The sequence below is a fragment of the Streptosporangium sp. G12 genome, assembly GCF_052983175.1.
The window spans coordinates 37,241-63,318 of the sequence record NZ_JBRIQO010000019.1 but is presented as its reverse complement, the minus strand read 5'-3'; the positions used below and the strand labels follow the sequence as shown (position 1 = coordinate 63,318).

Annotated in this window: 23 protein-coding genes; 6 read left to right on the top strand and 17 right to left on the bottom strand. The window is 71.8% G+C overall.

Annotated features, from left to right (window positions below; translation table 11 throughout):
- Positions 1 to 209 precede the first annotated feature (209 nt).
- Both ACVCAG_RS27500 and ACVCAG_RS27495 read right to left on the bottom strand, forming a co-directional pair.
- Positions 210 to 1,304, bottom strand: a complete 1,095-nt coding sequence (locus tag ACVCAG_RS27500) for a CU044_5270 family protein (protein ID WP_447190519.1) — start codon at positions 1,302 to 1,304, stop codon at positions 210 to 212.
- On the bottom strand, positions 1,297 to 1,854 hold the full coding sequence (locus tag ACVCAG_RS27495; protein ID WP_440086239.1) for a sigma-70 family RNA polymerase sigma factor: 558 nt from the start codon (positions 1,852 to 1,854) through the stop codon (positions 1,297 to 1,299). The genes ACVCAG_RS27500 and ACVCAG_RS27495 overlap by 8 nt, the downstream gene beginning before the upstream one ends.
- Positions 1,855 to 2,133: 279 nt before the next feature.
- Between ACVCAG_RS27495 and ACVCAG_RS27490 the strand changes: the two genes are divergently transcribed.
- On the top strand, positions 2,134 to 2,784 hold the full coding sequence (locus tag ACVCAG_RS27490) for a hypothetical protein (protein ID WP_440086240.1): 651 nt from the start codon (positions 2,134 to 2,136) through the stop codon (positions 2,782 to 2,784).
- Positions 2,785 to 2,791: 7 nt separating this feature from the next.
- Here the strand turns inward: ACVCAG_RS27490 and ACVCAG_RS27485 are convergent, their stop codons facing one another.
- Positions 2,792 to 3,532, bottom strand: coding sequence for an aspartate/glutamate racemase family protein (locus ACVCAG_RS27485; protein WP_447190518.1), 741 nt, complete (start codon positions 3,530 to 3,532; stop codon positions 2,792 to 2,794).
- A complete protein-coding gene (locus ACVCAG_RS27480; protein WP_440086242.1) occupies positions 3,532 to 5,112 on the bottom strand; it encodes an NCS1 family nucleobase:cation symporter-1 in 1,581 nt (526 codons plus the stop codon). The genes ACVCAG_RS27485 and ACVCAG_RS27480 overlap by 1 nt, the downstream gene beginning before the upstream one ends.
- A gap of 342 nt (positions 5,113 to 5,454) precedes the next feature.
- On the opposite strand from ACVCAG_RS27480, the gene ACVCAG_RS27475 reads away from it, so the two are divergent.
- A complete protein-coding gene (locus ACVCAG_RS27475) occupies positions 5,455 to 6,075 on the top strand; it encodes a helix-turn-helix domain-containing protein (protein ID WP_447190517.1) in 621 nt (206 codons plus the stop codon).
- Here the strand turns inward: ACVCAG_RS27475 and ACVCAG_RS27470 are convergent.
- The 3 genes from ACVCAG_RS27470 to ACVCAG_RS27460 form a co-directional block, all read right to left on the bottom strand.
- Positions 6,059 to 7,906 (bottom strand): hypothetical protein, encoded by a 1,848-nt coding sequence (locus tag ACVCAG_RS27470; RefSeq protein WP_447190516.1) that lies wholly within the window; start codon positions 7,904 to 7,906, stop codon positions 6,059 to 6,061. The genes ACVCAG_RS27475 and ACVCAG_RS27470 overlap by 17 nt on opposite strands.
- Positions 7,891 to 8,646 (bottom strand): ATP-binding cassette domain-containing protein, encoded by a 756-nt coding sequence (locus tag ACVCAG_RS27465; RefSeq protein WP_440086245.1) that lies wholly within the window; start codon positions 8,644 to 8,646, stop codon positions 7,891 to 7,893. The genes ACVCAG_RS27470 and ACVCAG_RS27465 overlap by 16 nt, the downstream gene beginning before the upstream one ends.
- A 208-nt stretch (positions 8,647 to 8,854) precedes the next feature.
- Positions 8,855 to 10,486 carry an amidase family protein gene (locus tag ACVCAG_RS27460; RefSeq protein ID WP_440086246.1) on the bottom strand — a complete coding sequence of 544 codons (1,632 nt, stop codon included), beginning with the start codon at positions 10,484 to 10,486 and terminating at the stop codon, positions 8,855 to 8,857.
- A gap of 307 nt (positions 10,487 to 10,793) precedes the next feature.
- Here ACVCAG_RS27460 and ACVCAG_RS27455 point away from each other — a divergent pair, with 307 nt between their 5' ends.
- Complete coding sequence (locus tag ACVCAG_RS27455; protein WP_329086781.1) at positions 10,794 to 11,168, top strand: hypothetical protein; 375 nt, start codon at positions 10,794 to 10,796, stop codon at positions 11,166 to 11,168.
- A gap of 112 nt (positions 11,169 to 11,280) precedes the next feature.
- On the opposite strand, the gene ACVCAG_RS27450 is transcribed toward ACVCAG_RS27455, so the two are convergent.
- A complete protein-coding gene (locus ACVCAG_RS27450) occupies positions 11,281 to 12,018 on the bottom strand; it encodes an SRPBCC domain-containing protein (protein WP_440086247.1) in 738 nt (245 codons plus the stop codon).
- A gap of 474 nt (positions 12,019 to 12,492) precedes the next feature.
- Here ACVCAG_RS27450 and ACVCAG_RS27445 point away from each other — a divergent pair, with 474 nt between their 5' ends.
- Both ACVCAG_RS27445 and ACVCAG_RS27440 read left to right on the top strand, forming a co-directional pair.
- Entirely contained in the window at positions 12,493 to 12,702 is a 210-nt protein-coding gene (locus tag ACVCAG_RS27445; RefSeq protein ID WP_362841132.1) for a hypothetical protein, read from the top strand.
- A 2-nt stretch (positions 12,703 to 12,704) separates the two neighbouring features.
- Positions 12,705 to 13,049, top strand: coding sequence for a DUF1036 domain-containing protein (locus ACVCAG_RS27440; protein WP_440086248.1), 345 nt, complete (start codon positions 12,705 to 12,707; stop codon positions 13,047 to 13,049).
- Between the two features lie 174 nt (positions 13,050 to 13,223).
- Here the strand turns inward: ACVCAG_RS27440 and ACVCAG_RS27435 are convergent, their stop codons facing one another.
- From ACVCAG_RS27435 to ACVCAG_RS27405, 7 genes are all read right to left on the bottom strand, one after another.
- The gene (locus ACVCAG_RS27435) at positions 13,224 to 15,026 is read right to left on the bottom strand and encodes a GTPase (protein WP_440086249.1); all 1,803 of its coding nucleotides are present in this window, start codon (positions 15,024 to 15,026) and stop codon (positions 13,224 to 13,226) included.
- A complete protein-coding gene (locus tag ACVCAG_RS27430) occupies positions 15,023 to 16,891 on the bottom strand; it encodes an ABC transporter (RefSeq protein ID WP_440086250.1) in 1,869 nt (622 codons plus the stop codon). Before ACVCAG_RS27430 ends, ACVCAG_RS27435 begins: the two co-directional genes overlap by 4 nt.
- A gap of 261 nt (positions 16,892 to 17,152) precedes the next feature.
- Positions 17,153 to 17,851, bottom strand: a complete 699-nt coding sequence (locus tag ACVCAG_RS27425; RefSeq protein WP_350969699.1) for a response regulator transcription factor — start codon at positions 17,849 to 17,851, stop codon at positions 17,153 to 17,155.
- Between the two features lie 183 nt (positions 17,852 to 18,034).
- Positions 18,035 to 18,595, bottom strand: a complete 561-nt coding sequence (locus tag ACVCAG_RS27420; protein WP_440086251.1) for a hypothetical protein — start codon at positions 18,593 to 18,595, stop codon at positions 18,035 to 18,037.
- Positions 18,596 to 18,632: 37 nt separating this feature from the next.
- Positions 18,633 to 19,913: an ABC transporter permease gene (locus ACVCAG_RS27415; RefSeq protein WP_440086252.1), complete on the bottom strand. Its 1,281-nt coding sequence runs from the start codon at positions 19,911 to 19,913 to the stop codon at positions 18,633 to 18,635.
- Entirely contained in the window at positions 19,910 to 20,641 is a 732-nt protein-coding gene (locus tag ACVCAG_RS27410; protein ID WP_440086253.1) for an ATP-binding cassette domain-containing protein, read from the bottom strand. The genes ACVCAG_RS27415 and ACVCAG_RS27410 overlap by 4 nt, the downstream gene beginning before the upstream one ends.
- On the bottom strand, positions 20,638 to 21,801 hold the full coding sequence (locus ACVCAG_RS27405) for an efflux RND transporter periplasmic adaptor subunit (protein WP_440086254.1): 1,164 nt from the start codon (positions 21,799 to 21,801) through the stop codon (positions 20,638 to 20,640). The genes ACVCAG_RS27410 and ACVCAG_RS27405 overlap by 4 nt, the downstream gene beginning before the upstream one ends.
- 135 nt (positions 21,802 to 21,936) lie before the next feature.
- On the opposite strand from ACVCAG_RS27405, the gene ACVCAG_RS27400 reads away from it, so the two are divergent.
- The gene (locus ACVCAG_RS27400) at positions 21,937 to 23,811 is read left to right on the top strand and encodes an efflux RND transporter periplasmic adaptor subunit (RefSeq protein WP_447190515.1); all 1,875 of its coding nucleotides are present in this window, start codon (positions 21,937 to 21,939) and stop codon (positions 23,809 to 23,811) included.
- Between the two features lie 144 nt (positions 23,812 to 23,955).
- Here ACVCAG_RS27400 and ACVCAG_RS27395 read toward each other — a convergent pair whose 3' ends face one another.
- Entirely contained in the window at positions 23,956 to 25,344 is a 1,389-nt protein-coding gene (locus tag ACVCAG_RS27395; protein ID WP_440086284.1) for a HAMP domain-containing sensor histidine kinase, read from the bottom strand.
- The gene (locus ACVCAG_RS27390; protein ID WP_447190514.1) at positions 25,344 to 26,075 is read right to left on the bottom strand and encodes a response regulator transcription factor; all 732 of its coding nucleotides are present in this window, start codon (positions 26,073 to 26,075) and stop codon (positions 25,344 to 25,346) included. Before ACVCAG_RS27390 ends, ACVCAG_RS27395 begins: the two co-directional genes overlap by 1 nt.
- Positions 26,076 to 26,078 lie beyond the last annotated feature (3 nt).

Genomic DNA, 26,078 nt, shown 5'->3' with positions numbered 1-26,078 from the left:
GGGCCGCCGCAAGTCCGGGGAAGTGATGCCGACCGCTCCCACTCGCTGCTGCCGGTGCCTGCCGTGACCTGGGGTCGGCCCGTGATCGGCGTCCTGGGTGGAAAGGCCCTCCTGACCGGCGGCACGCCGAGGTTCGAGCGGCTCGCCGATCAGGAGGGCAGGGCCGTGACCGTCACGGTGAGGGTGTGGGATGACGGTCACGAGGGAGATCAGTCCTTCGGGCGCTCGCCGAGCCTGTCGGTGAAACCCATGTCGGCCAGCGCCACGCTCAGTAGCGTCACGCCCTTCTCCACCACGTCGTACTCGAGCAGTTCGGCCGTTCGCGGGTCGATGATCAGACGGAAGGTGAACGCGTCGGCCGTCGACGAGGAGAGGGCGACCCCTGTGCGCCCCAACGCGTCCTTCGCCTCACCTTGCGAGGTGATGCCCGGCTGGTCGGCGAGCACTTCGAACAGGGCGGACCGGGTACCCGGCGTGATCGGCGCCGTCATCAGGTCCACGCCCGTCTGCCACAGGTAAACGGCCTTGCCGGAGCCCGCGGAGTCGGGGCTGCGCTTCCAGAGGTCGTCCAGGTGGCGCTTGAGCCCGTCCTGGCCGGCGGGCAGCTCGGTGACACTCCGCGGGGTCAGGCTCGGGTTGTCGATCGACAGGATCGACTCGAAGGCGTCGTCGGTCCGGGGTTCGCCGTCCGCCAGTTCGGGCGACCCCGCCGCCTTCCAGGCGGCCTCGTCCTGTGGGGAACCGAACGTGACCGCCACGTCCTGGTTGCTCACCCTCCGGCCGGTCTCGCCCGCCTTCATGGCGCGCCAGGTCTCGCGGGTGTTGGCCAGATAGGCCGCGTACGGCAACTCGGCGGACTTTGCCTTGATCTCGGCCGTGTGCTCGCCGGGGACGTTGTACACCTTCTGCGTGGTGCGCTCGTTGACGTACCAGTAGCGGCCGGAGTCCGCCGGTTCCCGCCGCGCGGTCGAGGCCGCGGCCAGCAGGAACGTGCGCGCGTCCGCCACGCGTTCGGGCGCCCCCTGCGTCGTGGAGGCCACCACGGCGCCACCCGGCTCCGGACCGGGGCCGCCGCCGGTCGTGACGACGACGGTCGCGGCCGCGAGCCCGGCGGCCAGCGTGCCGACCATGAGGAAGTACGGCCGCCGCGAGCGCGGCCGGGCCAGGCGGGCGGGCCGGGCCGGTTCGGTACGTGGGGTGGCGAAGGCGCGGGCCAGGTCGTCCGCCCGGCGGCGCCGGTAGCCGTCTTCGGTCAGCTCGTCCAGCTCACTGGGCCTGAGCAGGGCGAACGTGCGTTCATCCATGAAAGGGGTCTCCAAAGAGGTGCGGATCAGGATTCGACACGCGAACGCGGCGTGGGCCGCCGACGTGCATCGCCTGGATCAAGCGCTTGCGCGCCCGGTGCAGCCGGACGTTGTACGTGCGGACCGAACAACCCATGACGGTCGCGGCCTGCTCCGGCGACAGGCCGTACCAGCTGGCGAGCACCATCGCCTCCACGTCCTGCTCGGGCAGGGCCGACAGCGCGGCCAGGGCGCTCTCCCTGTCGATGACGTGCTCGGCCACGTCCCACGCCACGTGGTCGCGTGAGGTGGTGAGGGCGGCTATCCGGTCGGCCAGGGCCTGGCGGCGGGTGCGCGAGTCGCGCTGCTTGGCCAGCAGGTTGCGGGCGACACCGAGCAGCCAGGGCAGCGACGGCTCGGGCAGTTCCGTGAGCCGTCTCCACGCCACGAGGAACGTCTCGCTGCAGACGTCCTCGGCCGCGTCGCGCTCGGCTCGCAACAGGGCGTAGCCGAGCACGCTGCGGTAGTGCCGGTCGTACAGGTCGGTGAATCGTTCTTCGGGATCGTCCACACCAAGTAGTCCCTCCGAACGCGTCCGGATTACCGCGTCCCGTCGATCCATCCCTCATGCTCGTCCGCACTCCAGGTAGGACGCCGGCCCCATTGTGTCCGTCATCAGGTACGGGGACGACGCAGGCGTGCACCCCCCGGCACGCGCCCGCGAAGCCGTGGTGATCGGCGCCGACCACTGTCTCGCCTGGGACGACGACTCCCTCACGCCGCCCCACCGACCAGAACCGGTAAAAAGCGCGCCACCGGCACGCTCCGGGTCGGCGATATCGTTCCCTCCATGCACCGATCAACCGAAACCGGATCTTCCCCCGTGTCGGCGGACGACCTTGACCTGGCCGTTCAGCTCGCCGTCGGCGTCCTTCGGGAGGCAGCCCCGGCGGCCTGGGAGGGCAAGGCCGGCTCGCTGGAGTGGGATTGTTGGGAGACCGTCGAGCACCTCGCCGACGACCTCTTCTCCTACGCCACCCAGATCGGTCCCCGGACACCGCCGTTGGAGGGCGTCGTGCCCTTCGCGTGGGAGCGCAGAAGCCCTCAGGGCCCGGCGAACGCGATCCACGTGGACCGGGCGGCGGGGCCGGCCGGGCTGCTGCAGGCGCTGGAGGCGTGCGGCGCGCTGCTGGTCGCCATGGTGCGGACGACGCCACCGGAGGTCCGCGCCCACCATGTGCACGGGGCGTCCGACCCCGAGGGCTTCGCCGCGATGGGGATCGTGGAGACCTTGGTGCACACCCACGACCTAACCAGGGGGCTCGGGCTCGACTGGACCCCGCCCGCGGGCCTGTGCGCGCGGACGCTCGCCCGCCTGTTCCCGGACGCCCCGGCGGACACGGACCCCTGGCCCACCCTGCTGTGGGCCACCGGCCGCGCCGAACTCCCCGGACGCCCGCGCCTGACCACTTGGCGCTGGTACGGCGCACCCCGGCCGTAGTGAACGGTCAGACGGAGAAGTCGCGCAGCAGGCCCGTGTACCTCTTGGGGCCGGGAGGGGCGAACTCGCCGCGGGTGCTCGTCCGCAGGCCGAGGGAGACCAGCGACTCGACGAGCTTGGTCGCCACGGCCACGCCGTCGATCACGGGGACGCCGACGGCTCGGGAGACGTCCGCGCAGAACGAGGCCATGCCCGCGCAGCCGAGCACGATCGAGTCGCATCCGTCCCGCTCCACGGTCTCGGCGCAGAGGGCGGCCACCACCTTCCGCGCGTCCGAGGAGGGGTCGTCCAGCTCCAGTACGGGGATGTCGCAGGCGTGCACCCCCCGGCACGCGCCCGCGAAACCGTACCGGCCGGCGAGGTCCCACGCCCGGCCCGTGGTCCTGACCAGGGTCGTCACGACGCTGAAGCTCCGGCCGACCAGGGTGGCGGCGTGCATGGCCGCCTCGGCGATCCCGACCACCGGTCCCGAGGCCAGCTCGCGGGCGGCGTCGAGGCCGGGGTCTCCGAAGCAGGCGATGACGTACCCGTCCGCCCCCGCCGCCTCGCCCGCCGCGATCTCCGCCAGCAGGCCCGGCACGGCCAGGGCCTCGTCGTAGTGGCTCTCGATCGACTCGGGGCCCATCGCCGGGTTGACGGCCGTGACGACGGTGGACGGTGCCGCGACCGCCCGGGCGCACCGGCCGATGTTCTCGGTCATGGCCCGGGCGGTGTTGGGGTTGATCACCCGGATTCCGACGCGGGTCATCAACCGGCCAGGGTCGTGCCGTCCGACACCCGCTCGGCGTCGCGGTCGAGACCGCCGATCCTCGGCGACATCCGCTCCAGTACGGTGAACGCCACGAACCCGAGCCCGCAGCCGACGAACCAGCTGTAGTCGGCGATCCAGGTCACGTCGGCCGTGGTGAGCTCCAGGTCCAGCAGCATCTTCGGCAGGAGCACCGACGCGATCGCGGGGACCCCGCTGAGCACCGTCGCCCAGACCGCGTTGGGGTTGTAGCCGCTCCGGAAGAAGTAGCGGCCGGTCGGTTCGAGGGTGAACAGGTCGTCCACCCACACCCGCTGGCGGCTCACGATGTAGTAGCCGGAGATCAGGATCCCGAACAGCGGCCCGATCAGGGCGCCGAGGATGCCGAGCGTGTAGTGGATGGCGTCCGGGTTGCCGTACCAGTTCCACGGCGTGAGCAGCACGGAGCCGACCGCCGCGATCATGCCGCCGGTCCGCCAGCTGATCTTCTGCGGGTTCACGTTGGAGAAGTCGAACGCCGGGGAGATGAAGTTCGCGACGATGTTGATGCCGATGGTCGCGATGACGAAGGTGAGCCCGCCCAGCAGGATCGCGAACGGCGTGTCGATGCGCTCGACCGTGTGGATGGGGTCGGTGATGAGCTCGCCGAACACGGGCACGGTCGCCGACGCGGTGATCACCGTGAGCAGCGAGAAGAACAGGAAGTTGACCGGCAGCCCGAGCAGGTTGCCCTTCTTCACCGCCGCGAACGACCTTCCGTACCGGGAGAAGTCACCGAAGTTCAGCATCGGCCCGGAGAAGTACGAGACGACGAGGGCGATCGCGCCGAGCATGACCGGGATGGACGCGCCGAAGTCGAGGTTCTCGCCCCCGGAGAGGTCGAGGCTGATGTTCTCCCAGCCCGCCTGGCCGACCAGGTAGACGGCGAGCACGACCATGACGACGTACACGGCGGGACCGGCCCAGTCGATGAACCGCCTGATCGCCTCCATGCCCTTCCAGAACACGGCCGCCTGGGCGACCCAGAGGATGGCGTAGCAGATGTAGCCGAGCGCGGACAGGCCGAGGAAGCCGCCCTCGTTCAGCGACGCCGACGCGGGCCAGAACTTGAGGAAGACGATGATGAGCGACTGGGAGGCGAGGTAGGTCTGCACCCCGTACCAGGCGATCGCGATGAGCCCGCGGATGATGGCGGGGATGTTCGCGCCGCGCACCCCGAAGACCGCCCGGTTGATGACCGGGTACGGCACCCCGGTGACCTGGCTGGGCTTGGCGACCAGGTTGCAGAACACGTTCACGATCACGATGCCCGCGAGCAGGGCGAACAGGACCTGCCAGCTCGCCAGCCCGAGGGCGAACAGGCTGCCCGCGGTGACGTAGCCGCCGACGCTGTGCACGTCGGACATCCAGAAGGCGAAGATGTTGTACGAGGACCACGTCTGCTCGCGGAGCGGGGCCAGGTCCTCGTTCGCGAGCCGGGGGTCGTAGCCGGGCTTGACGAGACCGGCGCCGACGGGCATGCCTGCCGCCTCGACGACGTCGTGTAGTTTCGGCTGGGACGGTGCGCTGTGTTCGGTCATTGTCAGCTTCCGTGGGGGGTACGGCGCGGGAACCGGTGTCCCGCGTGCGGGCGCGCCGAGGCGGAAGGTGCCGGGATCGGCTCGGGGGATCGGCGCGAGGAATCGGCTTCGGAGGATCGGCGAGAATGGCGGGTCGGCGCAGCCGCGGCAACCGTTCGGGACTGCTTGACGGGCTGTGTGACGGGCCGCGGCATGGGCTGTGGCCGGGGTCGTCGCAGGGGCTGTGGCGTGGGCTGTTAAGTGGTCACTTAACAGCTGCCGTCAATGTATGCCTTGACACCCGAGTCCTAATTTCACCCGCGTAAAGGCCTTGTGACAATTGGTGTGGAGGCCGTGACAGGCATGACCCCGGAACCCGGCACGGAGATCGAGGCGATCACGAACGAGCGCCTCGGCCGGAGGCTTCGCGAGCTGCGACTCCGGTCGGGGATGTCGCTGCGCGCCCTGGCGCGCGAGCTCGGCATCTCGGCCAGCGCGGTCTCCCAGATCGAGCTCGGCACGATGCGGCCGTCCGTCAGCAGGCTCATCGCCTTCGTGTCCGCGATCGGCGTGCCGCTCGCGGCCGTGTTCGACACCGCCGAGCCGGCCGGCGCCGGCCCGGCGGGGCAGGACCCCCCCGCCGGGCGGTTCGCCATCCGGCGCTCGTGGGAGGTCGCCCCCATCCGGCTCAGCGGCGGCATCACCTTCCGCAGGCTCTCGCCCACGCCGTCACCCGACGTGGAGTTCTTCGAGTCGACCTATCCGCCGGGCTCGATCTCCAACGCCCACGGCCACTTCCTCAAGCACGAGGGCTACGAGGTCGGGACGGTGACCCGGGGCGAGCTGACCATCGACTTCGAGTCGGAGGTCGTCACCCTCGCCGAGGGCGACTCCATCACCTTCCCGTGCAGCCGCCCGCACATCATCGGCAACCGCTCGGAGACCGTCACCGCCGTCGCGACCTGGCTCATCGTTCACCACTGAGTTCGCTGCTGAGTTCACCGCCGGGTTCACCACCGGGTTCACCGCTGACCGTCGGAGACTCCTTACGACGGTAGGAGAGGACCACACCCGTCGTGTAGAGGCCCACCCCCAGCAGGACCATGAACACGATCGTGGGCCACTGCAGCCACGGCGGCAGGTAGAGGGCGAGGAACCACGCGCGCGTCGGGCTCTCCGACGCCTTGAGATAGCCGGCCAGCAGCCCCTGCGGGAACAGCGGGATCGCACCGACCGTGAAGCAGAACCCGATGATGATCTGCTTGTGGCGCGGCAGGGACTCGAAGGGGAGCCGGCTGACCGTGCCCGGTTTCGGAGCCGGTCGGCGGCCGGTGCGCATCGTGTCGAGCAGCTCGGGCCCTTTCTCCAGCAGCCGCCGCTCGGCGAGCAGCCCGAACCCCCAGTAGCAGAGAGCCCCCGTCAGGATGCCGACGGCGACTCCCGCCCAGCCGAGGAACCCGGCCGCGATCGCCGCGGGAGCCGCGGTGAGGGCCGTCAGCGCCAGCACCGCGTACACCATGCCGGTGACCGCGCCGTCCTCCTCCGTGGAGCGCAGCGGGTTGCCGCCGCGCCGGTGCGGGTCGGTGCCGGGGATGAGCCCGTACACCGAGACCAGGGGGACCAGTCCGGCGCCGCCGCCCAGCAGGGCGAGGAGGACGGCGAGCAGCATGGGCCACGGCCCGCCGGTGACCGCGGCGAGGGAGACCGTCACCACGAGGGCGACGGGCGCGACGGTCAGCAGCCACGCGTGCTGCCGCCCGCGGACGTCGCTCGCGCCGGGCGTCATGAGCGTGAGCCACAGCGCGGTGCCGTCGGTGCCGTAGAGGTTGGCCGACATGGCCGCGGCCATCACGACGAACACCGGTCCCGCCCAGGGCAGCATCCCCGTCCAGCCCACCAGCAGCGGGGCCGCGGCGAAACACACGCCGTAGGCGAGGGCGAAGGTCAGCTGGTGGGTGCGCACCAGGTCACGCGACCAGGTGCGCAACTCCTTGGCGAGTACGGCGCCGGAGGCGGTGGTGGCCCGGATCGGCCGGCGTCCCCTCGTGGCCGCCCTCGACGCCCCGGCCCGCCGGGTGAGCAGCGCCGCCCACGCGGCCAGCAGCAGGACGACCAGCAGCGCCATCCCGCCGAGGGCCGCCAGGGCCCGCGACCAGTCGGCGGACGCGGCGGCCTCGACCGCGACCGTCCCCCAGCCGGAGGGCAGGTAGCGGGCCGCCGTCGTCACCACCGGCGGGATCCCCGCCGTCTGCCCGAGTGCCATGAAGACGACCCAGATCTGGCCGAGGAAGGCCAGGATCAGGCCGTTGGTCAGCCCGGCGCCGACCGCGCCCACGCGGGAGCGCAGGGCCAGGCCGAGCAGGGCGACCGCGACCCGGGAGAGCAGGACGAACACCGTGAGCTGGAGCAGCAGCGCGGGGATCGAGACGAGCGCGGCCGCGACGCCCTGCCGTACGCCGAAGACCGTGAGCCCGGTCAGGGCGAGCAGGCTGATCACGGGCGCCACCCCGACGAAGGCCGCCACGAGCAGTCCCGTGGCCAGGCGGCGCGGTCGCAGGCCGAGCAGCGTGAAGTACTCCGGGCGGAGCGTCTCGTCACCGCCCCCGGCGAAGACGGGACCGAAGATCCAGCCCAGCATCCAGACGGCGTAGACGGCCGGGAGCAGGTCCGGCCAGGAGAGGGCCGTGAAGATCGTGCCGGCCGCGAGGACCAGGCCGACCAGCGCGCCCATGACGACGAAGCCGGCCCGCTGTCCGGTCATCGAGTGCCGGAGTACGGCCACCTTCATGTTGACCATGGTCAGCTCGACAGCCACGTCAGCTCCTTCACTCCGCCGTCGGAGGTGCCGACCAGGCCGACGAAGGTGTCTTCGAGGGAGCCGGTGCCGCGGACCTCGTCCAGGGAGCCCGCGGCGGCCACCCTGCCCTTGTCGATCACCGCGACGTGGTCGCAGAGCTGCTCCACCAGGGCCATGACGTGGCTGGAGAGCACGATGGACCCGCCACCGGCCACGAAACCGCGCAGGATCGTCTTGATCGTCGCGGCGGACACCGGGTCCACGGCCTCGAAGGGCTCGTCGAGCACGAGCAGCCTCGGAGCGTGCAGCAGAGCGGTGGCCAGGCCGATCTTCTTGCGCATCCCGGTGGAGTACTCGATGACGAGCGTCTTCTCCGCCTCGTCGAGTTCCAGCACCGACAGCAGTTCCTCGGCGCGCTGGTCGACGACCTCGCGCGGCAGCCCGCGGAGCAGCCCGAGGTAGGTCAGCACCTCCCGGCCGGTGAGCCGTTCGGGCATGGCCATCCCGTCGGGCAGGACGCCGACCAGCGTCTTGGCCGTGGCCGGGTCGGACCAGACGTCGGCGCCGAAGATGCGCGCGTGGCCGTCGTCGGGGCGGAGCAGGCCGACGGCCATGGACAGGGTGGTGGTCTTGCCCGCGCCGTTCTGGCCGACAAGCCCGTAGAAGGAGCCCTGGGGGATGTTCAGATCCACGTGGTCGACGGCGACCTTCTCACCGAAGGTCTTGCACAGGCCGTGGATCTCGAGTGCTGCGGGCATGGAATTACTCCGGAGTGCGGGGTGGAGAGGTACCGGTTCGCTCGCGATGACCGAGACAAAGATCAAGAAATATGAGCATCTGAGAACCTACAGCGGCGACAGCGGCACATACCAGGCCCGCCTCGCGCCCACCCGGAGGTGGCGGACGCGAGACGGGCCGGAACACGTCCCCGGCCCTCAGGACGGCGGGGATCAGGAGGTCAACGGGTCAAGGCGCGCAGGTCTGCGGCTGCCTGCCCCCCGGCTGGGCGCACCGGAAGAGGGACGGGTTGACCACCGACGGCGGGCGCCACTCCCGCGAGGCCTGCTCGTAGGCGTACGCGTAGGCCAGGAGCCTGGCCTCGGTGAAGGCGGTGCCGAGGAACGTCATGCCGAACGGGCGCCCGTTGGCCGGGTCGTACCCGATGGGCACGGCGACCGAGGGATACTGCGCCCGCGCGCCGATGCCCGCCGAGCCGTTGCCCGCGAACACGAGCGCGTCGAAACCGCCGGACTGCAACGCCGAGTCGAGGCGCTGGCGGGCCGTGGCGATGCCGTTGTCACGGTCGGCCTCGTAGGTGGCCTTGGTGGCGGGGTCGTCCAGGTTGATGGCGTTCGAGGTCTCCAGCAGGGTCTGGCCGAACTTGATCGCCCCCTCTCCGGCGTGGGCGAGGTTGAAGCGGACGACGTCGTCCAGTGTCTTCATGGGGGCGCGGCGGCCCAGCCGGGCGAGATAGGCGTTCAGGTCACGCTTGAACTCGTAGTTCAGGATGCTCGCCGGAAGCCCGCTCGTGTCCACCGTCACGGCGCTGACCGTGGCGCCCTGCGCGCGCAGCACGTCGACGGCCCGGGTGAAGGCGACGCCCTGGTTCCCGGTCGGGGCGCCGACGACACCGATCTTCACGTTCTTGAGCGCGTCCTTCGACAACGCCGCCGTGTAGTCGGTACCGACGACGTCCTTACTGGCCGCGGTCGCCGGGTCCTGAGGGTCGATGCCGGTGAGCGCGGTCAGCAGCGCCGCGGCGTCGTACACGGAGCGCGTCATCGGCCCGGCCGTGTCCTGGCTCGCGGCGATCGGGACGATGCCGGTCCGGCTGACCAGTCCCACGGTCGGCTTCACGCCGACGAGCGAGTTCGCCACCGACGGGCTGAGGATCGATCCCGAGGTCTCGGTGCCGATGGTCACCGCCGCGAGCGCGGAGGCCGCCGCCGATCCGGACCCCGAGCTCGATCCGCTGGGGGTCTGGCTGACGTCGTACGGGTTGAGGACCTGTCCCCCCAGCCCGCTGTATCCGGACGGCATTCCCGACGTGGTGAAGTTGGCGAACTCGGTCAGGTTGGTCTTGCCCAGGATGATCGCTCCCGCCGCCCGGAGCCTTTTGGTGAGAAAGGCGTCGTCCTGGGGATAGGAGTCGGCCAGGGCCAGGGCGCCCGCCGTCGTCGGCAGCCGGTTGACGTCGATGTTGTCCTTCACCAGTACGGGTATGCCGTGCATCGGGCCACGTGCCCTCCCCCTGCCGCGATCCCTGTCGGCCTGCCTGGCCTCGTCCATGGCGCTGCCGTTGAGCACCCGGACGGCGTTCAGTCCCGGCCCGTCGCTGTTGAGCGCGCGGATCCGTTCGATGTAGGCGTTGACGAGCCACTCGGAGGTGATTTTCCTCGCTCCCAGGGCCTGCTGGAGCTGACTTACGGTCACCGTCTCCAGGTCGATGGAGAAAGGCGGCCTGCCGGTGGACTCGGCCTGCGTCGGGGTGGTCAGCGCCACCGCGCCGAGGGCCGCGACGGTGGCGAACGAGGTGACGTAGAGGCTGGTGCGGGACGCCGTGCGGCGCAGTCCGGATCGGAGACCAGAACGGTTCATGAGAGGCAGCACGTCCTTCGGTGAAGGTCTCGCCTCGGCTGGGTCATCCGAGGAAGCGGTGATCACCCGCAAAGCGTGCGATATATGCGTTATAGCTATATTTCGGATGGGTTACCGTCCGTCACCGGCTCGGAGTGAGGGATCCTCCCACTTCACCGACCGCTTCGCCGGCCGCTGTCGATCCGCACCGACCGACACGGGACAGACACCGGACGGCCCCGGACGGCCTCATGCGCCCCGGACATGCCGTACGGGCGGACGCGGTCCGGCCGGCCCATCCGGGGAGAGCCGACCTATCCTGGGAGAGGTGGAAGAGAACCGGGCACGACGGATCGTTGACGCGCTGCGCGATCGCGGAATAGACGGCCACCTGGCGAGGGTCGGCGTGTATCAGTTCGGGATACGCGTGTCACTGCCCGACGGGCGCGAGGCCGAATGGGACACCGACGGCACCGCGGGCCTCGAAGCCCAGGTGATGCGCAACGGGATGCTGGTCGGTTTCGTCCCCGTGATCGAGGGTTCCGAGGACTTCGACGAGCAGCAGGTCCTCGACGCCATCGCGCGGACCGACTACGACCAGCCCATCGCCAGGCAGCGCGCGCAGGCGCCGCCCCCGGCCGAGCCCCTGCCCCGCATCGGCGGTGTCTTCCGCCGCTTCTTCGACGGCTTCCGCTACCGGTGACGACAGCCTGAGCGGCTTTCCGCCCGCCGTCCCTGGGCGGAAGGGTGACGGCGGACCGCGGCAACCCGGGCGGGTGTCCACACAAACTTCATGATCTTCATGGCCGGGCGACTCAGGCGTAGACGGACGCGAGCCACGCGCCCCAGATCCGCTCGGCGTCGGCCTGGTCGACGTCGGCGAAGATGTGGTGGCCGGTCATGATGACGCCGCCGCCCCCGACGAACCGCAGTAGCGCGTCGTCGGTCCGCACGCCCAGGAAGCCGGGGGCGAGCACCGTGTCGACCACGCCGTCGACGGTCTGCCCCGCGATCGTGAAGTGCACCTTGTCACCCTCCCCGACCTGCTCGGACAGGCCGACGGCACGGGTGAGGCCGGCCCAGACCAGGTCCTGGTCGGGCTGCTGCGGGCCGAACGCGGCGACCGGCACGGCGGTGCGGCCCGGGAAGTGCTCCAGATACCGCGCGAGGGTCCGCAGATAGAGCGGGTTGCCCTTGCGGAGCGCGTCGTACTCCGCCTCCCAGTCGCCGGTCAGGACGCCGCTGTGCACGAACCGCAGCGCGGTGCCGCCGCCGTCACGGCCCTCCACGAGGTATTCGAACGCCATGGACGCACCGTCCTCTCCGGGCTCCGAGCGATAGCCGAACCGGTGCGGCGGCTCCCAGGCGGTGACCGTGGCCTCGCCGGTGAAGCCGGGCATCGCCATGGACGTCCTGCCGCCCTCGCGAGGCTCGATCTCGTTCTTGCCCATGAACCACGAGTCGACGCCGGGGCCGGTCGCGATCGCCTCCCAGACCTCCTCGGGGGTGGCCTGGAGGTCCACGTCGTGGGTGAGACGGAATTCGTGCGACATGTCAGGGCTCCTTGGTGTCGTCGCCGCCCGCGGCGATCCACAGTGCGGTGTTCGAAATCCCCGCTTCGAACACGTCTCGACGATAGCGGCCGACGACTCATATCGTCAATAAAAGAAAAATTGTCGGCGGCGGACGGACGCACCCGCCGCGGTCGATGGCGGACCGGCCGAGCGTATCGGTGCAGGTGAAACGATCCGAGCGGCCGAGGCCCGAGCCACCGACGCGGTTGGGGACACCGCACGCCCAGGTGCGGGGCAAGGACGGCCCCACTTCGAAGACGCGCCTGGATCGAATGGGTCGCACAGGCCAGGCGCCGTCCTGCCTGGACGAGACTCTCCGCGACCTCGGCGACCAGCCTCCTCTCCGCCACCGCGCCACCCGTGGAAATGAAAACGATTCTTTACACGGCCTTGATGGTGACTGTATGTTGTCAATTAATCACTCTACGAACTCAACGAATGTAGGTGAGCCACATGCCGGACAACGGCACCGAACGCTCCCCCGACCCCCGGGTGGCGTTCGCGGACGCGGCGGCGGCCAACACGGGCGAGACGGACGAGCGGCCGGGGGCGGCCGACCGCGCCGCCGTGGTCGCGAAGACCGACGACCACCTGCCGCCCCTGGCCGACCAGCCGATCGACGACAGGCCCCTCGCCATGCGATTCACGGAATCGGAGGAGTAGAGATGCAACTGCACTTCCGTAACCGCTACACCTCCAAGGTGTGGGTCGCGATCATGTTCTACAGCCCCGACGGCTGCCGCGACTACGGTCAGTGGGGCACCCGGGGCTGGTGGCCCATCGACCCGGGCGGCGAGGCGTTCGTCCTCAACACCGACAACCGCTATGCCGCCTACTACGCCGAAGCGGCCAACGGAGCCGTCTGGACCGGCGCCTACGGCCCGATGTACGTCTACCAGAACGCCTTCGACTCCTGCATCGGCATCGGCAGCACCGCCGCCAGGCTCGTCGGCACCCGGCTGATCGACATGAACGGCTATTCGAGCTATTACGTGAATCTCACTTCCTGACGCGCTCCCCCCACCTGACGCGCCGACCGGCCCCGACCGGCTCCGCACGGCAGTGGGAGAGGACGCGGATGAGCGCCTCCTGAGAGACGGACGCCAGAATCCCTTCTCCAGGGTCCGTCCCCCTTCGCCCGGGAGGCGCTCGATCCCCGCCGAAACCGTCCGCCTGTCCGCGGGCTATCCGCGGGTTCCGTTCCCGGCCACCGTGACCGCCTCGGTGAAGTGCCGATACCGGGTCAGCTCCTCCTCCATGGGATCCAGCACCAGCTCGCGGCCGACCTTGTCGACGCTCGACCGCAACGCCTTCGCCGCCTTGCGGGCCCGGCGACGGCCACCGAGCCAGGCGGCCACCCGGGAGAGCAGCGCGATCAGCAGACCGAGCAGGACGCCCCCGATCAGCAGCGTGGTCGGCCAGGGCAGCTCCCCCGCGGTCGGCATGTAGAGCTGCGGAAGCCGGAGATAGTCGAGGGCTACCAGGGCGAGCAACCAGATCCCCCCGGCGAGCACCGTCGCGAGCGCCAGCCACTGCGCCAGCCCGGCCAGCCGCCACCACAGGGGCCGTTTGGAGACCCCGAGCGAGGTGGTGGCCACCGCCCGGTCCAGGCCGTCCTCCAGTTCGTCTCCGCGCGACCTCGCCGCCTGCCGCACGGCAGCGGCCCACGGCGCGGGAAGCCCCGCGGAGGCGGCCCCGGCGGCCTCGCGGATCGCGGTGTCCATCCGGGAGCGCTGGACGACGGTAGCGACGGGGATCGACGTCCTCCCGATGACGTTCCCCGGCTCTCCGGGCTCCCTTGGCACCACCCGTTCTCCGGTGGACCGGCTCGTGGCGTCCAGGCGGAGGCGGCGGAGTGGGTCGGGCCGCAGACGGCGGATCCACCGGGTGGGCGGCCAGCCGGTGGCGGCGACCGAGCGGTGCCGGTGGGACTTGGCCACGGCCTCGACGACGACCGGCACCCCGGCGGCCTGCGACAGCGCGTCCCTCAGCGGCCTCGCCAGGCCGTCCGGCCTGCTCGCGACGTCAGGAGGGGTCTCGCCGGGGGTGACGCCGGACGCCTGGAGAAGCGCGTCGGCGGCCATCCCCGCGTCGGCGGCGAGGCGGGCGGACCAGGACCGCCGGTCGGCGACCCGGGAGGTGAGCAGCGAGCTCAGCTCGGGGACGCCCGCGCCGGTGCGGGTGGACACCCCGACCACCGGGACACCGGTCAGCCCGTCCTCGTCGAGGAGCCGCCGGAGGTCCTTCAGGCACCGCTCGGCGGCGGCCGGGGAGAGCCGGTCGACCTGGTTGAGGACGACGACCATGACGTCCCGGTGCCGGGCCAGCGGCCTGAGGTAGCGGTCGTGGACGGCCGCGTCGGCGTACTTCTGCGGGTCGAGCACCCACACCAGCAGGTCGACCAGCTCGACGAGCCTGTCGACCTCCAGCCGGTGCGACGGCTCGATCGAGTCGTGGTCGGGCAGGTCCAGCAGGATCAGCCCGGCGGCCTCCCCGTCCGTCCCGAAGGCCGTGCCGCCGGCCCGCTCGCTCAGCTCGGTCCCCTTCGCACCGGCCGACCGGCCGGTGCCGGGCCGGGGCCCCTCGCCGTTCCCGTGCCGCGGGCTCTGAGCGGCCTGGCCAGAGGTGTCGAGGAGCTCGTGGCGGCGGGGGATCTCCAGCCAGTCGAGCAGTGGTCCCGCCCCGGCGCCCTCCCAGAGTGCGGCCTGAGCGGTCGAGGTGGTCGGCCTGGTGACGCCGACCGTGGCGAGTGAGGTGCCCGACAGCAGGTTGAACAGCGAGGACTTGCCGCTGCCGGTGGCCCCTGCCAGCGCGACCGCGGTGTGGTCGACCGACAGGCTCGCACGTACGCCGGCGCGGGAGATGACCGAACGCGCCGCGGCGACCGCCTCGGCGTCCAGCCTCCCGTCGGCCAGGTCGGCGGCGCGCGCCAGCGCCGCCAGCCGGTCGTCCAGCGAGACCGTCTTCTCTCGTCGCAGCAGCTTCACGCCTGGCCCGCCTCTCCCGCACCGGTGGCGCGCGGGACGCCGTCGGGTGCGCCGGTCACGTGTGGAAGGCCGTCGGACGGTCTCCGGGACTCCCCCACGGCGGCCGGGACGGAACCCGCGGGAAGCGCGGCCCGGCGGTCCGCGACGGGGAGCTCGCGCAGGTGCTCGCGGATGGCGCCGGCGGTGGCGCGGAGGGCGGGGGCGGTGCCCTCGGGGGGCTGGACGGCGTCCAGCAGGTCGGTGAAGCGGTCGGCGTCCTGGCCGAGGAGGATCGCCACGCGGGCGCGCAGGTCGGAGCGGGCCTTGACGGTGAGGTCGCGGACGGCCTGGTCGCCGAAGACGGCCTCCAGGACCTTCTGGCTGAGCACGCTGGTGCCTCCGGCGATGCCGACCTCGATGCCGGTCAGGCCGCCGGTCGAGGCGAACACCGCGATCATCAGCAGCAGCCCGGCCCCGTTGAGGCCGAACGAGGTGACGCGGGCGGTGGTCCGCCGGTCCGCCCCCTCCTCGCGGACCAGGTCGAGCACGTACGACTGCCAGCCCCTGACGGCCTCCTCGGCCCTGGCGGGCAGGTCGGCGGAGGCGCGGCCGAGACGCCCGGCGACGGCGACCCCCTCGCGTTCCAGGAGGGCCCGCCCCGAGGGGTGCGACGACCACGACTCCAGCAGGCGTTCGGCGGCGCTGTCGGCCGAGGCCCTGATCAGCGCCTCCACCCCGCTCTCCAGAGCGATCCGCAGCTCGCTCTCGGGCGCGGGCCGCCCGGTGACGAAGGCCACGACCCGGTCCCTGAACCTGCCGACCCGGCTCTCCAGGGAGCGCATCAGGTCGCCGGTGCCGATGAAGTCCTGCCAGCGGGCCAGGACCTCGCCGCGCAGCAGCGACCCGTCCCGCATGCCCTCGTCGAAGGTGGACAGGCCCACGGCGTAGGCGGCGTCCGCCATCGAGCGGAGCTCCTCGGCCCCGGTGTGCTGGCGGTCGACCGCCGCGGCGAGCGCGGGCACGCGGGTGGAGAGGCTCTCCAGCGCGCCGGACAGGGTCTGGCGTACCACCTCGGCGCGGGAACGGGAGTCGGCGGCGATGGCGATGAGCCAGTCGGCGATCGGCTGGACCGCCTGACGCGGCAGGCGGGCGTTCTCGTCGGGCAGTACCAGCTCGGGCACCTCGAAAAGGTGCGTCCCGCCCAGGCCGTTCGCCTCCAGCAACCGCTTCAGGTCCTTGCGCACCACGCCCATGGCCTCGGGGGGGACCCTGGACAGGACGACGGCGAGGGCCGTGCTCCGCTCCCTGGCCGAACGCAGGAAACTCCAGGGGACCTCGTCGGCGTACCGGGAGGCGGTGGTGGTGAACAACCACAGGTCGGCGGCGGCGAGCAGCTGGGCGGCCAGCTCGCGGTTGGCGGTGACGATCGAGTCGATGTCGGGGGCGTCGAGCAGGGCCAGGCCCGGCGGGACGGCCGCGGCGGTGACGATCCGGAGCGTGCCGGGCTCGCCCCTGCCGCTCCCGGTGACGCGCGGCAGGCCGGGCAGGACGTGCTGGGCGGTGAACCACTCGCGGTCGACGGGGCTGGTGACCAGGGTGGGGGCCATCGTCGTGGGCCGCAGCACGCCCGGCTCGGAGACGTCCTCGGCGACCAGGGAGTTCACCAGCGTGGACTTCCCGGCCCCGGTGGAGCCGCCGACGACGGCGAGCAGCGGAGCGTCGATCGCGCTCAGCCGGGGGATCAGGTAGTCGTCGAGCTGGCCGGTCAGCTCGCGCAGCGCCCGGCGGTCGGCCACCACGTCGCCGATCGCGAGGGGGAACAGCTCGCGGTCGAGATGCCGCCGCAACTCCCGCAGCGTCTCCAGAAGACCGTCGTTGTCACCCATACGGTCGATCCTGCCCTGCGAGAGCCCCTCTAGACGCGTTTGGCCCCACCGCTCGACCGGGTTACGGGGGCGAACTCGGTAAAGCGGTGGGGCCCAGCCCTCGGACCTCATCCGCGGGCCGTGCCGAGCTCGTCTCCCCCGCAGCTGGAGGCGAGCCCGAGCCCATCGGATGCTTCCGAGGTGATCGGGGGTCGTGCATTGTCTATTGGAACACATAAAGCTCAGAAACGGGTCAGCTGAAGCTGAATATCAGCTGAAAGTTCAATCACTGTGGGGCGGTCGCAGCACATAGCCCACACCGCGGAGGGTGTGGATGAGCCGGGGCTCGGCCGTGTCGACCTTCCGGCGCAGGTAGGAGACGTAGGACTCGACCACCCCGGCGTCGCCGCCGAAGTCGTAGTTCCAGACGTGGTCGAGGATCTGCGCCTTGGAGAGCACCCTGCCGGTGTTGACCATGAAGTAGTGCAGGAGCTTGAACTCGGTCGGCGACAGCCGCACCGGGACGCCGGAGCGCCAGACCTGGTGCGCCTCCTCGTCCAGCTCGAGGTCACCGACCTGCAGGCGGACCGGCAGGTCGAGGTCTCCCCTGGTACGGCGGAGCACGGCCCGGATGCGGGCGAGGACCTCCTCCAGGCTGAACGGCTTGGTCACGTAGTCGTCGGCCAGGCGCAGCCCGGCGACCTTGTCGTCGGTGGCGTCCCTGGCGGTCAGGAAGAGCACGGGCATCTGCCCGCTCATCTCCCGCAGCCGCCCCGCCACGGCGAAGCCGTCCATGTCGGGCAGCATCACGTCCAGCACGACCAGATCGGGACGGATCCGCTCGGCGAAGTGCACGGCCTCCCGGCCGTCCACCGCGGTCACCACCTCGAACCCGGACAGGCGCAGGCTGGCCGAGAGCAACTCCCTGATGTTCGGTTCGTCGTCCACGACCAGCAATCGGGCTTCCACTCTGTCCAGCACATCCCGAGGCTCGCCCACCTCGCTGGAACGCAGCTCAGCCAGGGCTGAACGTTTCCTGAGAACCGTCTCGGCACCGCTCCCGCGAAGCGGTTCGCCCGCGCTCACGGCGACCGGCGCGCCGCCCCCGGGAACCCGATTCACCACCGCCTACAGGAAACGGCCCGCCCTTCGCCCGCGGCCGGTTCACCGGCGTCCGGCGCCCGACGACGGCTCGGTGATCGCGGTCGCGGTCACCGAGCCGTCGTCGGCCGCCGCCCCGCGTACGACCACCGCGCCTCCGGGCTCGAGGTCGGTGACCTTGCCCTCCTTCGTGACGCGTACGGACGTCTCGTCCGTGGTGTTCACGGTCACGACCGAGCCGTCCGCCGTCTGGACGTAGACCCTGCCGCCCTCGACCCGCTGCACCGTGCCGACGGTCATGCCGCCCCGGCCGCCACCGTCCTGACCGGCCCTCTGGCCCCCTTGACGGCCCTGGCCGCCGCCGAAACCGCCGAAGCCGCCGGGGCCCACGTCACCCTGCCGCGTCGCCGTCGCGGGGCCGCCGGACGGGCCGCCCATCGCCTTCTGCGCCTGGATGCCCACGATCACCCCCGCCACGAGCATCACCCCGGCGCCCAGCACGAGGGTGAGCGTCGGCAGGCGGCGCGGCGGCCGGGCCGCCAGTTCGCTGTCCAGGTCCCCCCGGAACGGGGAACTCTCCAGCGCGCTCCCCGCCGGGACCGTCTCGTCGGCGTCGCCGCCCATGTTTCTCTCCTTGCCTAAGCCGGGTAAGCCGTACGGGTCACTCGTGACGCAGGGCCTCGATGGGCCGGAGCCTGGCCGCCCGGTTGGCCGGGTAGCCGCCGAAGAACAGCCCGATGCCCACGGAGACGCCGAGGGCCAGCGCGATCGAGGACGGTACGAGCACCGGTGAGATCCCGGCGATCGTGAAGCGGGTGCCGGCGAACGCGACCGCGACCCCCGACAGGCCGCCCACCAGGCTCAGCACCGTCGCCTCCAGCAGGAACTGGCCGAGGATGGCGCTCCTGGGCGCGCCGATGGCCTTCCTGATGCCGATCTCCCTGGTCCGTTCGGTGACGGTGACGAGCATGATGTTGGTGATGCCGATGCCGCCGACCAGCAGTGAGATGGCGGCGACGGCGCCGAGCAGGGCGGTGAAGATCCCCACGGTCGAGCTGACGGTCTCCTGCAGGGTGGCCTGGTTCAGGATCCGGTAGTCCGCGACGCCCGCCGGGGTGATGCCGTGCCGCTGGTCGAGCACGGCGGTCACCTCGGCCTGGGCGGAGTCGGTCGTGTCGGCACCGGTCGCCTGCACGATGATCGAGCCGAGCGCGCCGAACCCCGTCAGGCTCTGCTGCACGGCGGGCAGCGGCACGACGGCCACGTCGTCGGCGTCCTGCATGCCCGCCGAGCCCGACTCCCTGAGCACCCCGATCACCGTGAACGGCACCCCGGAGACGCTGACCGGCCTGCCGACCGGATCGGCCGTGCCGAACAGCTCCTCGGCCACCGTCCGCCCGATGACCATGACCTTCCTGGCGGCGAGCACGTCGTCGTTGACGAAGTAGGTGCCGCTCTCGACGGGCCTGTTCGTAGCCTCGAAGTAACTGGGGTAGGTGCCCACGAGCTGCGCGATCGTGTGGCTGGCGCCCTCGTGGACGGCGGTGGCCGCGTTCGCGGTCACCACGGGCGACACGCTCCGCACCGAGGGAACCCGCTCGCGGTCGGTCAGCGCCCTGGCGTCCTCCAGGGTGAGCTGCCTGGCCTGGGTACGCGGGCCCTCGTTCTGGCCCCCGGCCGCCCGGCCCCCGCCGCCGCCCCCTCCCCCGAAAGCACCACCACCGCCACCGCCGCCTCCGGCGAAGGACGCCGAGATGGTAAGGGTGTTGGCGCCGAGCCGCTGGATGGACTGCTGGATGCTCTGCGAGGCCCCCTCGCCGAAGGCGACCAGCAGGATCACGGCCGCCACCCCGATGAGGATGCCGAGGGTGGTCAGGAAGCTGCGCAGCTTGTTGGCGGCCAGCCCGCGGAGCGCGAACCTCAGGATCTCGAGCCGGCTCACGCGGTGACCTCCGGCACGCGGGGCGGGAGGCCGTCGGCGGGGGCCTGGCGACGGTCCTCGACGATCCGGCCGTCCACCAGGCGGATGACCCGCTTGGCGTGGGCGGCCACGTCGTCCTCATGGGTGATGATCACGATCGTCCGGCCCGCGACGCTCAGCCGGTCGAGGATGCCCAGCACGTCCCCGGTGGAGGCGGTGTCGAGGTTGCCGGTCGGCTCGTCGGCGAGCAGGAGGGCGGGCGCGGTGACCAGCGCCCTGGCCACGGCCACCCGCTGCTGCTGGCCGCCGGAGAGCTGGTTCGGCTCGTGGCGGACCCGGTCGGACAGGCCGACCTGCTCCAGGGCCGCCAGGGCGCGGGCCCGCCGGTCGGCGGCGCCGACCCCGCCGTACGCCATGGGCAGCTCGACGTTGGCGAGCGCGCTCATCCGGGGGATCAGGTTGAACGACTGGAAGACGAATCCGATCTTCCGGTTGCGGAGGACGGCGAGCCTGCGCTCGTCCAGCGAGCCGACGTCGGTGCCGTCGATGCGGTAGTCGCCGGAGGTGGGCACGTCCAGGCAGCCCAGGATGTTCATGAGCGTGGACTTGCCGGAGCCCGAGGCGCCCATGACGGCGACGTAGTCGCCCCGGTCGACGCTGAGCGACACCCCGCGCAGCGCCCGGACCTCGGCGTCTCCCCTGCCGTACACCTTGGTGATGTCCGTGAGGGACAGGACGGGGACGGTCATCGGCCGTTTCCTCCCCCGGCGGGGCGGATGCCGCCGTTGCCGCCACCGCCGTTGCGACCGCCGCCCCCGCCGCCGAGGCCGGGGAAGCCCCCGCCCTGCCGGGTGGTCTCGGTGACCACCGGGCGGACCACCCGGTCGCCCTCGGCGAGCCCGGACCTGATCTCGGTGAGCGCGTCGCCCTTGATCCCGGTCTTCACCTGGACGGGCACCTGGCGTCCGTCCCGCAGTACGGTCACCGTGCTCCGCCCGCCCGCCGTGGAGATCACCGCGGAGGAGACGGCGAGCACGTCCTCGGCACGCTCGACGACGACCCCGACCGTGGCCGTCTGGCCGAGCCTGACCTGCTTCGGCACCTCGGTGAAGGAGATCGTCACCGGGTACTGGACCACGTTGTTGCTGGTGGTGGCGGTCGGCTGGATCTGGGTGACCTTGCCGGAGGCGGTGACCCCGGTGAGCGCGTCGAACCCGATGGAGGCCGTCTGGCCGATCTTGAGCTTGGTGACGTCGGCCTCGGTGAAGGCGCCGACGAGTTCGAGCCTGCGGGTGTCGGCGAGGTCGACGAACCCGCCCGAGGCGTTCGCGTTGGCGTTGGCTCCGGACCCGGCCGAGTTGTTCGCGTTGGTCGCGGCTTTGGCGGCGGTGCCCGAGGAGCCGCCGACCGTGCCGTTGACGGCGGTGACCGTACCGGTGAACGGCGCCTTGATGACGGTGCCCTCCACCGCGCGCTTCGCGGACCGGTAGGTGTTCCTGGCCGTGACGTACTGGGCGTAGGCCGCGGCGGTGGAGGTGTCGTCGTCCGCGGAGTCGAGGGCGGCGGCGGCCGCGTCAAGGCTCTCCTGCGCCGAGTCGTCGTCCAGCCGGGCGAGGATCTGCCCCGCGGTGACCTTGTCACCGGCCTTGACGTAGATCTTCTCGACGGTGCCGTTCGATCCGAAGGAGAGGGACCGGGCGCGGGCGCTGGCCACGGTTCCCGAGGCGGAGACGGAGGCCGAGACCGTGGCACGGGTCACCGGCACGGTCCGCACCGCGGCGTCGGCGGATGAGGCCTCGCCGCCGAGGGAGGAGTAGGCGATCACCACTCCACCCAGCAACAGGACCCCCAGGGTCCCGTTCACGATCAGCGCTCCGCGCTTGGTCGACAGCTTCACAGCGCCTGACACTGGCGCATCAGGCTTGGACTCACCCCGACGAAGGCTGAAGATTTCCTGCAGACCTGGTCGTACCGCCCATGATGCACAGGAAACCTTCAGGGACCCGTGAGCATGCTGTGAATCAGGCGGTCCAGGATGTCCGCCATGAGACCGACCCATCTCCCGAAGAAGCTGCGCGCGGGAGGACTCGCCCTGGCCGCCCTCGTCCTGGTGGGTACGGGGGCGATCGTCGTGTTCGACGGCGGCTCCGACCAGGCTCCCCGGGTGGAACTGGCGTCCGCCAGGCGCGGGACGGTGACCGCCGCGGTGTCGGCCGCGGGCAGCACCGTGGACGACGGCACCCGCGACCTGGCCTTCGGCGGTTCGGGGACGGTCACGAAGGTCTACGTCAAGGCCGGGGACAGGGTCGGCAGGGGGGACGTGCTCGCCAGGATCGGTTCCGCCCCCGCACGCGAGCGCTACGACGCGGCGAAGGCGCAGCTCGCGGCGGCCGAGGAGGCGCTGGACACGGCGGGGAGCACGCCGGAGAGCACGGGGACGACCGAGGCCGGGCAGCGGGCCGGAGGCCAGGACGGGGACCGGACGGCTGACCGGACCGGGGATCGGGCGGGGTCCGACCGGACGGGTCCCGCCAGGCAGGCCGGCTGCGAGCCCACGGCGACACGGCCTCCGGGAACGGACGCCACCCCCACGCCCGCCCCGACCAGGACGGGTGCCCCCACGCAGGGGCCGGGGCCCGCGCGCACGCTCTCACCACCCTCGACATCCACGCCGGCCGGATCGGCGCGCACGTTCTCGCCGTACCCGGCGTCCGCGCCGGCCGGATCGGCGCGGACGGTGCGGGTCGTCCCCGCGGGCGGGATCGTCCCCGCCGGGTACCGCTTCGCGGCGGCCCCGGCCCCGGCCCTCACCCCCGCTCCGGCGCGGAGCTCCGCGTCCGTACCGGCACCCACCGCGACACCGGTGGCCGCGCGGACGGATGAGGGCGCTCCCCAGCCCGCGCCGACGGTCACCGTCACCGTGACGGCCGCTCCGACGGTGACCGTGACGGCCACCGCGACGGTCACCGTGACCGCGAGGCCGCACAAGGGCGAGCCGCCCGCGACCACCGGCCCCGGTCCCGCAGACCCGTCCTCGGGCCCCTCGACCGGCCTCGGCGAGCATCCTGGACCGACGGCGAGCTCCACCGGTCCCAGCGGTCCCACCGGCACGGCGTTACCGACCGCCATCGCCAGGCCCACCACCGGATGCCCCACCCCGAAGCCGAGCACGGGAACGGGAACGGACAGGAACACCGGGCGGAACACCAAGCAGGACCCTCGGCAGGGTTCTCAGCAGAACGGCGGAGCCGGGCGGGGGACGCTCACCGTGGAGCAGGCCGAGGCCCGCGTGAAGCAGGCCCGGGCGGAGCTGACCGACGCCACGGAGGAACTCGCGGGCGTGCGGATCGTCGCCCCCGCCGACGGCACCGTCATGTCCGTGGCCGGGGCGGTCGGCGACAGCGCGGGCACCGGCACCTTCCTCACCCTCGGGGACCTGGACGAGCTTCAGGTGGAGGCGCTGTTCACCGAGTCGGACATCGGCAGTCTGAAGCCGGGGCAGCAGGCGGCGATCACTCTGGCCACCCGGCAGGGGGAGAGGTACACGGGCACCGTGACGGGGATCGCCCCCACCGCGACCACCAGCGACCGGCTGGTGAGGTACGGCGTCACGATCGCGTTCGACGAGCCCCCGGCGAACCTCCTGGTGGGCCAGACCGCCTCGGTCACCGTGGCCGTCGCCGAGTCCGCCGAGACGCTCTACGTCCCGGCGCAGGCCGTACGGACCAGGGACGGGGTCTCCAGGGTCACCGTGCCGGGGGGCGCCGAGCGGGTCGTGGAGACGGGGGTCCGCGGCGACCGGTACGTCGAGATCACCTCCGGGCTGTCCGAGAACGACCGGGTGGTACTGCCCGGCGGCGCGGCCGGAGGGGAGTTCCCCGACAGCAGCTGGCCGGAACCCGGCACCGGCGCGCCCTGAACCGGGCGGCGACGGTAACCGGCTGGACCGGTTGGACCGGTTGGACCGGTGGAATCAGCCGGGTTCCGGTGGGGTTCGGCCGGGTCCGGGAGCGGGGCCCGGCCAGGTCCGGAGGCGCGATCCGTTCGGATCCGGAGGCGCGGTTCAGTCGGATTCGGGGGCGAGCGGGAGGACCACCCGGAACGTCGAGCCCTTGCCGGGTTCCGACTCCACGGCGACGCGGCCGCCGTGCGCCTCGACCATCGCGGCGACGATGGCCAGTCCGAGACCGCTGCCGCCGTCCTCGGGGGCGCGCCGGCCCCGGGCGGAGTCGGCGCGGTAGAACCGCTCGAAGACGCGCTCGCGCTGCTCGGCGGTGAGGCCGGGCCCGTCGTCGGCGACCTCGATGACGGCCATGCCGTCGTCGCCGGAGAGGGCCACCCGTACGGGGGTGCGCTCGGGGGTGTGGGTGAGCGCGTTGGTCATGAGGTTGCCCACGACCTGGCGGAGCCGTACCTCGTCGCCGGAGACGATGAGCGCGGAACCGTCCACCGAGAGGGTGACCTCGCGTTCCGGGGCGAGGATGCGGGCGTCGTGGACGGCGTCGGCGGCGATGGCGAGCAGGTCGACCGGACGCATGACCATCGGCCGCTGCTGGTCGAGCCGGGCCAGCATCAGCAGGTCGTCGACGAGCAGGCCCATCCTGACCGCCTCGGACTCGACCCGGCGCATCAACGGCGCGGCGTCGATGCCGGGCGCCTGCCGGTAGAACTCGGCGAAACCCCGGATCGAGGTCAGCGGCGTGCGCAGCTCGTGCGAGGCGTCCGCGACGAACCTGCGCATGCGCTCCTCCGAGCTGCGGGCCGAGGACTCCGACTCCGAACGGGCGCGGAAGGCCGTCTCGATCTGGGCGAGCATGCCGTTCAGCGACCGGCCGAGGCGGCCCACCTCGGTGCGCGGGTCGGCGTCGGGGACGCGGCGGCCCAGGTCTCCGGCGGCGATGGCCTCCGCGGTGCGCTCGATCTCCTCCAGCGGGCGCAGGCTCCTGCGGATGATCACCACACCGGCCCCGGCGAGCATCAGCACCAGGCCGCTCCCGCCGAGCAGCTCCACCAGCGCGAGCTGGCCGACGATCTGCCGTACCTCGCCCATGTCCACGGCCACGATGAGGATTCCGCCGGTGTCCAGCGAGGTCACCCGGACCCGCCAGTCGCCGTTCTCGAACGAGTGGCCGCCCTGTCCCGGGGCCACCTCCGGCCCCGGCTTGCCCTCCACGTCGATGCCGCTGAGCAGGACGAGGGTCTTGCCGTTCCTGCCGCGGAGTTCCAGCCTGGCGTCGGACGGCATCGACTTGCCGACCAGCGCGACGGACCCCCGGTTGTTCATGCGGCGCAGCGCGGAGTCGGTGGTCAGGTCGATCTGGCCGTCGACGCGGTCGATCAGGTAACCGCGCATGATCGAGACGCTGCCGATGCCGATGAGGGCGAGCGCGATCGTCAGCAGGACCAGGATGACGCCGATCAGCTTCACTCGCAGGGGAGTCGCGTCGAGCATCACGGGGCCGGTGGTAGGCGCAGCACGTATCCGACGCCGCGCAGGGTGTGGATCAACCTCGGTTCGACATTGTCGATCTTGCGGCGGAGCACGGAGACGTAGGACTCCACGATCCCGACGTCGCCCCTGAAGTCGTAGTCCCACACGTGGTCGAGGATCTGGACCTTGGACAGCACCCGCCCCGCGTTCGCCATGAAATAGCGCAGCAGCTTGAACTCCGTCGGCGACAGCGACACCGCCCTGCCCCCGCGCCACACCTCGTGGCTCTCCTCGTCGAGCTCGAGATCGGCGAAGGTGAGCCGGGGCGGCCGGGGCGCGAGATCGCCGGAGCCGGTACGGCGCAGCACGGCCCGGATGCGGGCCACGACCTCCTCCAGGCTGAACGGCTTGGTCACGTAGTCGTCCCCGCCCACGGTCAGCCCGCGGATCTTGTCCTCGGTGGCGTCACGCGCGGTGAGGAAGACCACCGGCGTGTCACTGCCGCCGCCGCGCAGGCGCCGTACGACGTCGAAGCCGTCCATGTCGGGGAGCATCACGTCGAGCACGATGAGGTCGGGCCGGTGCCGTTGGACGGCGGCGACGGCGTCCGTGCCGTTGCCCGCCGTGTTGACACCGAACCCGGCGAACCTCAGGCTCGCGGCCAGAAGTTCGAGGATGTTGGGCTCGTCCTCGACGATCAGCAGGCGGGCCTCGGGTGAGTCGGTCACTGGTTTATTTTCACCGGCCCACATGAG

Coding starts and splice junctions, on each gene's coding strand:
- ACVCAG_RS27450 (WP_440086247.1), bottom strand. CDS start 12,018: ATGTCGCACGAATTCCGTCTCACCCACGACGTGGACCTCCAGGCCACC.
- ACVCAG_RS27490 (WP_440086240.1), top strand. CDS start 2,134: ATGCACCGATCAACCGAAACCGGATCTTCCCCCGTGTCGGCGGACGAC.
- ACVCAG_RS27500 (WP_447190519.1), bottom strand. CDS start 1,304: ATGGATGAACGCACGTTCGCCCTGCTCAGGCCCAGTGAGCTGGACGAG.
- ACVCAG_RS27480 (WP_440086242.1), bottom strand. CDS start 5,112: ATGACCGAACACAGCGCACCGTCCCAGCCGAAACTACACGACGTCGTC.
- ACVCAG_RS27445 (WP_362841132.1), top strand. CDS start 12,493: ATGCCGGACAACGGCACCGAACGCTCCCCCGACCCCCGGGTGGCGTTC.
- ACVCAG_RS27410 (WP_440086253.1), bottom strand. CDS start 20,641: ATGACCGTCCCCGTCCTGTCCCTCACGGACATCACCAAGGTGTACGGC.
- ACVCAG_RS27460 (WP_440086246.1), bottom strand. CDS start 10,486: ATGAACCGTTCTGGTCTCCGATCCGGACTGCGCCGCACGGCGTCCCGC.
- ACVCAG_RS27420 (WP_440086251.1), bottom strand. CDS start 18,595: ATGGGCGGCGACGCCGACGAGACGGTCCCGGCGGGGAGCGCGCTGGAG.
- ACVCAG_RS27430 (WP_440086250.1), bottom strand. CDS start 16,891: ATGGGTGACAACGACGGTCTTCTGGAGACGCTGCGGGAGTTGCGGCGG.
- ACVCAG_RS27440 (WP_440086248.1), top strand. CDS start 12,705: ATGCAACTGCACTTCCGTAACCGCTACACCTCCAAGGTGTGGGTCGCG.
- ACVCAG_RS27465 (WP_440086245.1), bottom strand. CDS start 8,646: ATGCCCGCAGCACTCGAGATCCACGGCCTGTGCAAGACCTTCGGTGAG.
- ACVCAG_RS27400 (WP_447190515.1), top strand. CDS start 21,937: ATGAGACCGACCCATCTCCCGAAGAAGCTGCGCGCGGGAGGACTCGCC.
- ACVCAG_RS27475 (WP_447190517.1), top strand. CDS start 5,455: ATGACCCCGGAACCCGGCACGGAGATCGAGGCGATCACGAACGAGCGC.
- ACVCAG_RS27395 (WP_440086284.1), bottom strand. CDS start 25,344: ATGCTCGACGCGACTCCCCTGCGAGTGAAGCTGATCGGCGTCATCCTG.
- ACVCAG_RS27390 (WP_447190514.1), bottom strand. CDS start 26,075: ATGTGGGCCGGTGAAAATAAACCAGTGACCGACTCACCCGAGGCCCGC.
- ACVCAG_RS27485 (WP_447190518.1), bottom strand. CDS start 3,532: ATGACCCGCGTCGGAATCCGGGTGATCAACCCCAACACCGCCCGGGCC.